The organism is Chryseobacterium sp. W4I1 (genome assembly GCF_030816115.1).
Classification (GTDB): domain Bacteria; phylum Bacteroidota; class Bacteroidia; order Flavobacteriales; family Weeksellaceae; genus Chryseobacterium.
This window is the reverse complement of the sequence record NZ_JAUSXQ010000001.1, coordinates 3,588,320-3,600,829: the sequence shown is the minus strand read 5'-3', so window position 1 is coordinate 3,600,829 and position 12,510 is coordinate 3,588,320. Positions and strand designations below refer to the sequence as shown.

Sequence of the window (12,510 nt, the reverse complement as noted above, 5' to 3'; positions counted from 1 at the left end):
TATTTTAAAATGTTACATTTTGGACAGTTCATCGAGTCGCTTTCTGTCTTTTGCAGACAGGTCATTGATCCCGTTTTTGCCCATCTTACTCAAAAGTCTGTCGATTTCTTTCTCCCTTTCGCGCTTATCAGAATTAAACTGATCATCAATGGTATAGTTCTTCTGTTGATTGGGAAAGAATCTGTTTTTAATCCATGCCCTGTTGAAAAACAGCAAAACTGCAGCCACAATTACCACTAAAATTAATACTCCGCTCATGGGTATACATTAAAAATTAGGTTTATAAAGTATTCATGAATACCGTATAAACCCAACATTATTTTTACAAACCTTACGGTTTATTTCTGCATATTTTTCGCTTCGATGCTCAGCGTAGCATGAGGAACGGCTAAAAGTCTTTCCTTAGGAATCAGTTTCCCTGTTACTCTGCAAACACCATACGTCTTATTCTCAATTCTGATCAAAGCATTTTTAAGATCACGAACGAATTTTTCCTGACGTCCAGCCAATATAGAATTCTGTTCTTTGCTCAGTGTTTCTGCCCCTTCTTCAAAAGCTTTGAAGGTAGGAGAGGTATCATCTGTACCATTGTTCTGGTCATTGATGAAACTTTCTCTGATCAGCTGAAGATCTTTTTCTGCTTTCTCTATTTTTTCTTTTATAATAGCCTTAAATTCCTGTAAATCAGCATCGCTGTACCTAACTCTTTCGTCTGACATATTCTTTTCTCTTTTTTAATAAAATTATGAAATGGAATTTGAAATACAATAACTATATGTTAATTTTTTTCGACATTTATCTTAAAATTAACCTCATCTATTTCGATTTCGTTAAAATTTGAAAGTGAAGATACAATTTCTATTTTATTTGACAAGACCTCGGATGAAATATATTCTTCATTTTTCTTAACATCTTCAATGAAAGGTGAATTTTCTTCAATGGAGATTTTTATCCTGTCTGTCAGTTCAAAGTCCTTCTCTTTTCGCAGGTTCTGAATTCTGTTGATGAACTCTCTTGCGATACCCTCAGATTTTAATTCTTCTGTTAACGTCAAATCTAATGCCACAGTTGTTTTTCCGTCAGAAGTTACGGTCCATCCCGGGATATCTTTTGTGGAGATTTCCACATCATCCAGCGTAATTTCGTACCCCTGAATATCTAATTTACCCTCTTTTTCAAGAGCCGCAATTTGTTCTGTATCCAGACCTGCGATTTCTCCGCCTACCGTTTTCATGTCTTTCCCTAATTTAGGGCCCAGCGCTTTGAAGTTCGGTTTGATCTGTTTTACAATTAAATGAGACGCTTCTTCGGCATTGATGAGTTGTAATTCTTTAACATTTACTTCCTGCTTAATGAGCTCTGCTACTGCTAGCAGTTGTTTTTCCGTTTTAGCATCCAGAACAGGAACTAATACTTTCTGTAGTGGCTGGCGAACTTTCACGTTTTCTTTCTTTCTAAGAGAGAAAACCATACTGGTAATGTTCTGTGCTAAATGCGTTTTTTCTACAAGATCCTGATCAATCAGGCTTTCGTCTGCAACAGGGAAATCTGTCAGGTGAATAGATTCAGCATTTTCCTTTCCTGTTACTTTATTTAAATCCTGATACAACTGATCCATAAAAAACGGAGCAATAGGAGCTGATAATTTAGCAACAGTTTCAAGACAGGTATATAAAGTCTGGTAAGCAGAAATCTTGTCATCAGAATAATCTCCTTTCCAGAAACGTCTTCTGCATAGCCTTACGTACCAGTTGCTTAAGTTGTCATTCACGAAATTGCTGATGGATCTGGCCACTCTTGTCGGTTCGTAATCTTCATAGAATGCTTTTACTTCTTTGATTAAAAGATTAAGTTCTGACAAAATCCAGCGGTCAATTTCCGGACGGTTTTCAATATCTTTTTCAGAATAGTTGAATCCGTCAACATTCGCATATAATGCAAAGAATGAATAGGTATTATAAAGTGTTCCGAAGAACTTTCTTCTTACTTCATCTATTCCTTCGATATCAAATTTCAGGTTCTCCCAAGGATTGGCATTGGAGATCATGTACCAACGGGTAGCATCCGGCCCGTAAACCGCTAAAGTTTCAAACGGATCAATTCCGTTACCCAGACGTTTTGACATTTTCTGACCGTTTTTATCCAAAACAAGTCCGTTACTCATTACATTTTTATAGGCAACAGAATCAAAAACTGCTGTTCCGATGGCATGAAGTGTGTAGAACCAACCACGGGTCTGGTCAACACCTTCTGCAATGAAATCTGCAGGGAATGCTTTCTTATTGTCAATTAATTCTTTATTTTCAAAAGGATAATGTAGCTGCGCGTAAGGCATCGAACCTGAATCGAACCAAACATCGATCAGATCGCTTTCACGATTCATTGGTTTTCCTGAAGCTGAAACTAAAATAACCTGGTCAACGATGTTCTTGTGTAAATCAACCAAAGCATAATTCTGCTCAGACATATTTCCGATCACAAAACCTTTGAATGGATTTTCTTTCATGAATCCTGCTGCAACAGATTTTTCAATCTCATTGTACAATTCTTCAACAGAACCGATAATAATTTCTTCTTTTAAATCTTCAGTTCTCCAGATTGGTAAAGGAATTCCCCAATATCTTGAACGGGATAAATTCCAGTCGTTCACGTTTTCCAGCCAGTTGGCGAAACGTCCTTCTCCTGTAGATTTCGGTTTCCAGTTGATCTCTTTGTTTAAATTAACAAGTCTGTCTTTTACAGAACTCATTTTTACAAACCAGGAATCCAACGGATAATATAATAACGGCTCATCTGTTCTCCAGCTGTGTGGATAAGAGTGAACATATTTTTCAACTTTAAAAGCTTTATTTTCTTCTTTTTAAACGGATGGCAATTTCTACATCAACGGATTTTTCCGGTGCTGTTCCTGCATCGTAGTATTCATTTTTTACATACTTACCTGCAAAATCTCCCATATGTGCTGTAAACTTACCCTGTAAATCTACCAATGGAACCGGATTTCCATTTTCGTTTAAAACCAACATTGGCGGAACTTCAGGAGTCGCTTCTTTAGCCACTTTCGCATCATCAGCTCCAAAAGTTGGTGCTGTGTGAACAATACCTGTTCCGTCTTCTGTCGTTACGAAGTCACCTGAAATGACTCTGAAAGCATTTTCCGGATTTTGATACGGTAAGGCATAAGGTAATAGCTGCTCATATTTAATTCCAACCAAATCAGCGCCTTTAAATTCTGCAAGGATTTTATAAGGGATAACTTTGGCTTCTGAAGTGTAGTTGGCGAAATCTTCATCTGTTCCTTCTGCAAATTTCTTCCCGAATTGCTTTCCAACCAAAGGTTTAGCCAAAACAATATTGATCGGCTCAAAAGTATACTGATTGAAAGTTTTTACTAAAACATAATCGATTTTTGGTCCAACAGTCAAAGCCGTGTTTGAAGGTAAAGTCCAGGGAGTTGTCGTCCAGGCTAAGAAATATACATCTCCAAAACCTTGTAAGAATGAAGGTAATGTTTCCGGTAATGTTTTAAATTGGGCTACAATAGTTGTATCAGAAACATCACGGTAAGCTCCCGGCTGGTTTACTTCATGAGAAGAAAGCCCGGTTCCTGCTTTCGGGGAATAAGGCTGGATGGTGTAGCCTTTGTACAATAATCCTTTATCATACAATTGTTTCAGCAACCACCAAACGGTTTCCATATATTTTGACTTATACGTGATATACGGATCCTCAAGATCAACCCAGTATCCGATTTTCTCAGTTAGGTTGTTCCAAACGTCTGTGTAACGCATGACCGCTTCACGACAAGCCTGGTTATAATCTTCAATTGAAATTTTTTTGCCAATATCTTCTTTAGTGATTCCTAATTCTTTTTCTACGCCTAGTTCCACAGGAAGTCCGTGTGTATCCCAACCCGCTTTACGGAAAACCTGTTTCCCGTTCTGAGTCTGATAACGACAGAAAATATCCTTTAATGCTCTAGCCATAACGTGGTGAATTCCGGGCATACCGTTTGCTGAAGGCGGACCTTCATAAAAAACAAACTCAGGTTTCCCCTCACGAATCTCAACACTCTTATTGAAAGTTTTATTCTGCTTCCAGAATTCTGCTACATTCTCTGCTACGTCAATAAGGTTGAGGTTTTTGTATTCTTTAAATTGGCTCATTGTAATATATCAATATCGTTGATTAATTAAGTTGGCAAATTTACTAAAATTTACCGGTTTATAATATATGTTTTATTTAGCTTATATCTATTAAAAAGTTCAATTTCAGAAATATAAATGGAAAAGTTGAGAAAAGTGAAAAGTGAATCGTCAATAAGTGAATTTTTCTGGGTGTTTTGAGCATGAAATTGAAGCTATATTATTTTATAAAAAGGGTGTGTCCGAAAAGTCGGAAACACCTTCTGAGATTCGGATATTTATATACTCCTCCTGTATAGGGGTACGAGACAAAATCAGCATAAAAAGAGGCTGCCCAAAAAGTTTGGGCAGCCTCGTGAATTATTCTAAGTCACTGAGTTTTGTTATATCTAGCCATCTACCTGCTTCGTATTCTTGAACATAGTAGTCAATAGATCTATTTGTTCCGAACACTATAATTTTACCAGTTTTATTTTCTACCAAGAACGGTGAGCATCCTATTAACTTTTTTCTTTCAATTTTGTCTTCTACAAACTTTTTCGAGTTAAAATAAAATATGATACCATACTCTTTTCGAACTGAACGTTCTTCGGCAATAGTAAGTTCTATTTCCCATTTTTGACTTAATTTTTTTATATAGTCTTTTGCGGTTTCTATTACTTCTTGTTCTGTTAACATGTAGATTTTTATTTTAATACGAAAGTGAAGCTGATATTAATTCTGTTTAGGATCCCAAAGTCCATGAATGCTGGGTTTCCATGTGCCATCTTCATATCCATTTAAATAATACTCTACATCGTCTGATGTTCCAAACTGAATGACTAAACCAGTATCATTTTTTACGAGAAACGGGCCATTACCTGCTAAACGATATTTTGTAGAGTCTTTTGGTCCATAAGAATAGATATTTTCATAAGGCTTATTTATTGTAAGTTGTTCAACAATAATCAATTCTATATTTATTTCTTCTTCGTTTAATTTTATGTATTTTTTTGCCATTTCTAGCATTCCTATTTCTGTTAACATATTAATTTATTATATGGCTTATCAATAGAACTCGTGTCTTATTTATCTAGCAATAATACTCTATTTGTTAAAAATACGAAAACCACCCGAAGGTGGTTAATTAATTATTCCAGGCTACTGTTAAATCCTAATGTGTTAGTAAATCTTCCTGCTTAATACTCTTGTATGTAACATTCTTCAGACTTACTGGTTCCAAATACTACAATATTTCTTGTTTTGTTTTCTACCAAGAAAGGGGCATTCCCAAGTAAAGTATTAGCATCATCATTTCTAGCATCATTATGTAGAAAAATATAATACCATAAGGCTTTTTTATTGCTTCGTTATCTAAAATGACAAGGTCTAATCTACTCTTCTCTTTTCTTTACGTAATTTTTTGCGATTTCTATAACTTGTTGTTCTGTTAACATGTGGATTTTTATGAACATTAATTTTGATTAGGATCCCAAACTCCATGAATGCTGGGTTTCCATGTGCCATCTTCATACCCATTTAAATAATACTCTACTTCGTCAGAGGTTCCAAACTGAATGACTATACCAGTGTCATTTCTTACAAGGAATGGGCCATTGCCTGCTAAACGATGTTTTGTAGAATCTTTGGCGACATAATCATAAACATTTCCATAACTTTTCTTAATAAATTCGCTAGGAATTTCAAGTTCAATATTTATTCTTTGCCCAATTTGCTTTATATACTTATTAGCTATTTCTAGCATTTTATTGTCTGTTAACATATTGTTTTATTTTTTATTTTACTTTTAAATATTCTACAAAATCTGCCTTTTCAAATGTTTGCATAAGTCCTTTTTGTCCATTAAGAAGCATAAGTCTTTTATTTTTTTTAATAACATTGAAAACATGGCCATGTTTAAATCCTTTTTTATAGATATACATTATACCAATTTCACCTTCGGCCATGTCAATAGTCCTAATATCTTTAATTTTAACAGGTGAAGAAAAACTATTCTCAAATATTTGTTCTAAAACTTCAACATCTTGTCCATCAGAATGTAATGCTTGTGATATATTACCTGTTTTTAAATATTCTATTACTTTTTGAACAACATTGACACAATTGGAATCGGAAACCATAACTATTTCATTGTTAAGTATATAATGGTTAAAATAAGGTAATACGTCATATATATAATCAATTGCATTTTCAGCATTGATTTCAGTTTCTTCAAGGACTTTCAATCCTGCTTTAAACTCCTCAACAGTAAGACTAATGTGAGGTGTGAGATTCTCCGCCATCCCGGCAAATCTGCTAAACTCTTCTTCAAGCTTAGTTGCATTTCCTCCTGCTTTTCTGTAGATATAATCTAAAAAAATATCCGTTCTTGTAGGAGACTTTCCCTGGAAAAATAATTTCCCTTTATGAAGTACACCAATCTCTTTTGCCGCATTCTCCACAAAAAGAACTCTCAGCTTCTCAAAATCAGAAGAATGCGTGATAGCCTTTTCAACACTGGCCTTTGAAAGAACTTTTAATCCATTTTTAGAATAATTCCTTAAAGGAAACGAATATAAAGTATTTTTTATTAACTTTTGTATACTTTCCTGCTGACCTGAATATCTTGAAGTGTATAATACTTCTATTGTGGCATCCAGTGCTTTTTCGGCTTTTGGGAGCATACTTACCATTGCACTTGTCGTGCCCTGAACAATATAAATATCATCCCATAATTCTAAAAGCTTCTTTCCACGGGTAGTCATTTTAAGCTCATCTCTCAGCCGCGTTTCTATATAAAAATCTGAAAGAGCAACCCCAATATCTGCATAAGCTACATATAAAGGCAATCCCGATACTCCGGACTCCAGAGTCGCAATACTGGCTGATATCACCATAAGGTCAGCAATCACACGAAGACTCCTTAGTGCATCTTCTGCTGCTTTCTTTTGCGCTATGTGATAAAGAAACAGTGCAGGAACTTCAGTATCCGTTTCATTACTTTGAACTTTGCCCTTAGGAAGTTTTACTTTTTCATAGATCTTGAGATGCAGCATATCCAACGGTCTGAATTCTCCATTTTCAATTTCATTTTCAGCTTCAATTTTCTCCGTTTTTAAATTCCAAACCTTTACAGTATTGATCAATGTGACGATACTATTAGCATCTCCTTCCATGAAATATCCTGTAAGTTCACAATGTCTTTCAATGGTATCAGAATCTCTACTCACTCCAAATGCGAAAAGACTCCCTTTTTGTAAGGTTTGATGAGCATCATCCATTGCATGCTGAGCTTGCATGAAAGCTGTTACGTAAATGACAAAAAGTTCTTTGTTTTCAAACATTTGTCCATGGGCTGCTTGACCAGCGTCCGAAATAATGCCTTTCCCCATGTAGACACTCTCTCCATCTAAAGAATGATAAATGTGAAGAATGAGTTTGGGATCATTTTTAATTTTTTTATAAACGAATTCTCCGGAAATTGCCGTCAAAATACGGATGGCATATCGACTTTTGTCCCTGAATGGCTCTACTGTCAAAGCAGCAGCTTTACCTATTGAATCCACATCACGGATCAGTTGAGAATCATAATTTAAAAACTGTATGAAATGATCCCATAATAACTGATCTGAAAGCTTTTTTGCTTTTCCTTTGTAATCCACACCCGTTAGAGCAAAATTAGGTAGCTGATTGTAAAAAAACATTAAATCATCAATGGAGGTAAGCCCACTTCCCGCCTCTTCAAAATGAGCAATGAGACCTACTTGTGCCATTTCCCGATGATAAGGAAAAAGATAGGTGATAGCAGCCATATAGTCTTCCACATCGCTAAGATTAATTTTTATAGCATCAGCAGTATTTGAAGAGTAGCTAATAGTAGTTTCTACCTCATTTATTACAGTCTGCGTTGCTTCCCGGTTATATTCCCGATAAGGAATATTAATTGTACACTCTATTTTTTTCTCTCTAATACCTATTTCTGTATGATGGGTATACTTTTTAGGATCAATATAACCGGGGCTCACATTGACCCATACTTTGTTATCAATGCGTTCTAAAAATGAGTTTTGAAATTTTGTATCTTCTATTTTTGGCTCCTGGATGACTAGCTTTTCAATCATCTTGGTCTTTACTCTTACATTATCAATTTTTGAAGGTGGTATTTCATTTAAGTTTACTTTTTCTACTCCTTGTGAAGAGTTGATAAAGTTTTTTTGTGCATCAAAAAGATAGGTGTTGAAATCTGTTGAAGATGTCAATAATCTGAAAATCTTTTCCTCATCCACCCATAGATTAGTAAAAAATGGTTCTATAGAACTGGTGATTATTTTTTCACCCCTCATTTCTGCCCATATTTCCCGACTTATCTTATCAAAATTGTCTATTCCTTTTAAGTATTCTTTAAAATCCATTTTTTAGTTTTTTCATTAAATAATATTTTTTGTTTTGGCTCTTCTTTGATAATGATTCTGGTAAAATGATATTCATGTCAACTTTTAATCCCGACCTTTATGGTGCAAATATCAATGCTGTAAACGCCAAAACTTGACGTGTCAAATTCTGTTTCGCCATTATTTTTAAATTTTGTAGATTTAAGTAAACTCAAAACCAAATGACGTATGAAAGTCCTTTACAAACTTCTATTCATTATCTGCTTCTTCAATGCTGTTACAGCGAAAGCTCAAAATAATTATCCGCAAAATTACTTCCGAAACCCTCTGAATATTCCTATGCAGCTGGCTGCTAACTTCGGAGCGGTCCGAGCTAATCATTTTCATATGGGGCTAGATCTGCGAACCAACAGTCAGGAGAATTTAACGGTCGTTGCTGCTGCAGACGGTTATGTAAGTAGAATAAAGGTAGAACGTTATGGTTTTGGAAATGCCGTTTATATTACCCATCCCAATGGCTATACTACCGTGTATGCCCATCTCAATAAATTTTTTGATAAGCTGGATGAGTTTGTAAAAGAAAGACAATACAAAGAAGAGAAGTGGGAACAGGATATCACTTTCTCTCCCGGACAGTTTCCTGTGGTCAAGGGGCAACTTATTGCTTTAAGCGGAAATACCGGGGGATCTGCAGGACCGCATTTACATTTTGAGATCAGAGATACAAAAACGGAGGAATGTCTCAATCCTTTGCTTTTTGGATTTAATATTCCGGATAGCGTATCACCAACGATCAGCGGATTGTATTGGTACGATCGACGCTTCAGTACGTATGAACCCGGAGCTAACGGAATTGCTGTTAAAAAAAGTGGAAATACTTATATGGCTAACGTTGTTCAGGTAAATTCACCTTCTGTCAGTTTTGCAATAAAAGCTGTGGATAAAGCTAATCAAGGTTTTAGTTTGGGAATTTATAATGCAGAATTATTCATGGATGATCAGCTTATTTATAGCTTTAAAATTGATAAAGTGAGCTATGATGATACCCGTTATTTAAATGGCTGTATAGATTATGCCAAATTTATCCGTGATAAAATGAGCATTCAGCATTTGTCTGTTTTGCCGGGAATGAAATTGAAAAACTATAGCTCAGGGTCAGATGGAATTATCAATTTTCAGGATGACAAAATTCACAACATTGAAATTATTTTAAAAGATGTGAACGGAAATACAAGCCGGTTGACGACAAAAGTTCAGTTTATTCAAAACTCAGAAAAAGTTTCGTCCAATGGAAAAACAGTTGTTCCAAGCACTGGAAAAACGATTAAAACTGAAAACGCTGAAATCAATCTCAGTAAAAATGCTGTTTATGATGCCGTGAATTTTAATATGTATGAAAAAACTGATGGAGAAGCAGTTTCAAATGTTATTGTTTTAAACAGTTCCTACATTCCGGTTCATGATGACTATCTTTTGAAAATAAGACCAAACAGAAAATTGACGAATGAAGAAAAGAATAAAGTAGTGATGGAGCTCAATTACGGAAGTGATAAAAGTACGGTTAAGGGAGAATGGAGTGCTGATTGGATGGAAGGGAGTTTTAACCGTCTAGGAACTGCAAGATTATTGCTGGACAATAGCCTGCCTTCCGTTTCTTCAAATTGGAAAGATGGGGCTGTTATTACCAGCAGTGTTTTACGGTTAAAAGGAACCACTAAAATTGGCGATATTGAATCATTTCGTGCGGAACTGGATGGGAATTGGCTGCGATTTGCCCGTGTAAAAGATGATTTTGTCTATGTTTTTGATGAAAAATGCCCTAAAGGTTCAGGCTTGCACACTTTAAAAATAACAACAGTCAATACGGCGGGGAACAACAATACACAAACCTTTACTTTTCAAAGATAAGATTCCGATTTAATTTCTCAAAAGCAAGATGTAATACTATGACTGAAAATCATGAATACATTTTACATTAATACAGTCTACAATATTTTATTTAATAAATTTGTCATCTAAAAATTACAAGTATTGGAATTCTATCCGGCCATCGAAAGATCAGACCTTCAGAACATCAAAAAGTTTCAGGAGCAGAAGCTTCAGGAACTTTTGGTTTATCTTGAAACCCATTCACCTTTTTATCAGAAATTATTCAAAGAAAATAATATCAATATTACAGGCATCCTGACACTGGAAGATCTCCAGAAAATCCCTACGACTACAAAGGATGATCTTCAGCAAAACAACCAGGATTTTTTCTGCATTCCCCCGGACAAAATTGTAGACTACAGTACTACTTCGGGAACCTTAGGTGATCCTGTAACTTTCGGGTTGTCAGACAATGATCTTGAAAGGCTTGCTTATAATGAAGCTATTTCTTTTGCTTGTGCAGGAATTAAGAAAGGGGATGTTGTGCAGATGATCACGACAATCGATAAGAGATTTATGGCAGGTCTTGCCTATTTTCTTGGTTTACGGAAAATGGGAGCCAGCGTTGTAAGAATGGGCCCCGGAATTCCTGAACTTCAGTGGGATTCTATCTTCAGATATAAGCCTAAATACCTTATTACTGTTCCGTCTTTTCTTTTAAAGATGATCGATTATGCCGAAAAAAATGGATTGGATTATAAGAATTCCAGTGTTTATGGAGCGGTATGTATTGGTGAAAGCATCAAAAACCAGGATTTTACAGATAATATCCTTTCACAGAAGATCAAAGAAAAATGGAATATTAAGCTGTTTTCAACATACGCTTCTACTGAAATGAGTACGGCCTTTACGGAATGTGAATTTCAAACAGGAGGGCATCACCATCCGGAACTGATTATCACAGAAATTCTTGACGATAGCGGAAATCCCGTTCATGAAGGAGAAAACGGGGAGCTGACGATCACTACGTTAGGCGTTGAAGCGATTCCTTTGTTGCGTTTTAAGACCGGAGATATTGTAAAAGCACATGATGAACCTTGCGGTTGCGGAAGAAATACCATGAGACTTGGCCCGGTTGTCGGAAGAAAGCAGCAGATGATCAAATATAAAGGAACAACCCTGTATCCGCCTGCGATGAATGATATTTTAAATGATTTCAGTACTATTTTATGCTATCAGATCGTTATTCAGTCTAATGAAATCGGGCTGGATGAAATTATCATTAAATTAAGCACAGATCAGGACCATGAAGCCTTTGTCAATGAAGTTCGTGATCATTTTCGCGCAAAACTAAGAGTGAGCCCAAAAATCGAAATCGTAGATTTTGATACGCTGTCCAAAACTGTTTTTAATCCGAACAGCAGAAAACCGATCACATTTATAGATTTAAGATAAAAAAACAAAAAATCACCATGAAAAAAATATTTCTACTAATCCTGATAACCATTTTTACAAGCTTAACAGCACAAAGAGTAAGAGTTATTTCAGGAGATTATAACTTTTTAAAGGATCAAAAATTTATTAAAGTTGTTTTTAAATATGATCACCTGAAGTTTGAAAAAAAGAATTTAACGGAACAAGAATTTTTGGATATAAGAATTGCTGAGATTGAAAAGGCAAAAGGAAAAGAAGAGGCAGAAAAATGGAAGGCAGATTGGGAGTATAGTAAAGAAAAGTCCTTCCCGGATAAATTTATGATGTCTTGGAATAAAAATGCAACAATTCAGGCTTCCGATAAATTTGCCCAAACTAAATATACTTTAATTGTTGAGCCAACATGGGTTCATGTAGGATTATTTTTTCCTTTAGCAAGTGACAAGGCTCTGGTTTCAAGTAAAATGACTTTCGTTGAAACAGATAATCCCGGCAATGTTTTAATGGTTGTGGAAGGAATTAAGGCAACAGGAGATAACGGTTTCGGGGTCCCGAATAATAATGACAGAATAGCAGAATGCTTTGCGAAAACGGCAAAAATGCTTGCTTTAAAAGTTGAACATTATACTAAAAAGTAACAGTACTTTACTAAGTGAAGTTCTATATTTGCCAACTTCAAATAAAACAAAAAC

At 35.4% G+C, this 12,510-nt stretch carries 9 protein-coding genes and 1 pseudogene; 3 read left to right on the top strand and 7 right to left on the bottom strand.

What is annotated here, in order from left to right:
- Positions 1–12: 12 nt before the first annotated feature.
- The 7 genes and pseudogenes from QF044_RS16750 to QF044_RS16720 form a co-directional block, all read right to left on the bottom strand.
- Positions 13–258 (bottom strand): DUF6576 domain-containing protein, encoded by a 246-nt coding sequence (locus tag QF044_RS16750; protein ID WP_307269686.1) that lies wholly within the window; start codon positions 256–258, stop codon positions 13–15.
- A gap of 80 nt (positions 259–338) precedes the next feature.
- Positions 339–719: a TraR/DksA C4-type zinc finger protein gene (locus QF044_RS16745; protein ID WP_002983772.1), complete on the bottom strand. Its 381-nt coding sequence runs from the start codon at positions 717–719 to the stop codon at positions 339–341.
- 59 nt (positions 720–778) lie between these two features.
- Positions 779–4,166: pseudogene (gene ileS, locus QF044_RS16740) on the bottom strand (isoleucine--tRNA ligase).
- Positions 4,167–4,505: 339 nt separating this feature from the next.
- Positions 4,506–4,823, bottom strand: coding sequence for a hypothetical protein (locus QF044_RS16735; protein ID WP_307269648.1), 318 nt, complete (start codon positions 4,821–4,823; stop codon positions 4,506–4,508).
- Positions 4,824–4,859: 36 nt separating this feature from the next.
- Positions 4,860–5,171 carry a hypothetical protein gene (locus tag QF044_RS16730; protein WP_307269646.1) on the bottom strand — a complete coding sequence of 104 codons (312 nt, stop codon included), beginning with the start codon at positions 5,169–5,171 and terminating at the stop codon, positions 4,860–4,862.
- A gap of 427 nt (positions 5,172–5,598) precedes the next feature.
- On the bottom strand, positions 5,599–5,907 hold the full coding sequence (locus QF044_RS16725) for a hypothetical protein (RefSeq protein ID WP_307269644.1): 309 nt from the start codon (positions 5,905–5,907) through the stop codon (positions 5,599–5,601).
- Positions 5,908–5,920: 13 nt separating this feature from the next.
- Positions 5,921–8,536: a hypothetical protein gene (locus tag QF044_RS16720; RefSeq protein ID WP_307269643.1), complete on the bottom strand. Its 2,616-nt coding sequence runs from the start codon at positions 8,534–8,536 to the stop codon at positions 5,921–5,923.
- 207 nt (positions 8,537–8,743) lie between these two features.
- On the opposite strand from QF044_RS16720, the gene QF044_RS16715 reads away from it, so the two are divergent.
- From QF044_RS16715 to QF044_RS16705, 3 genes are all read left to right on the top strand, one after another.
- Entirely contained in the window at positions 8,744–10,423 is a 1,680-nt protein-coding gene (locus tag QF044_RS16715) for a M23 family metallopeptidase (RefSeq protein ID WP_307269640.1), read from the top strand.
- Positions 10,424–10,546: 123 nt separating this feature from the next.
- On the top strand, positions 10,547–11,839 hold the full coding sequence (locus tag QF044_RS16710) for a phenylacetate--CoA ligase family protein (protein ID WP_307269638.1): 1,293 nt from the start codon (positions 10,547–10,549) through the stop codon (positions 11,837–11,839).
- A 17-nt stretch (positions 11,840–11,856) separates the two neighbouring features.
- On the top strand, positions 11,857–12,456 hold the full coding sequence (locus tag QF044_RS16705) for a hypothetical protein (RefSeq protein ID WP_307269637.1): 600 nt from the start codon (positions 11,857–11,859) through the stop codon (positions 12,454–12,456).
- Positions 12,457–12,510 lie beyond the last annotated feature (54 nt).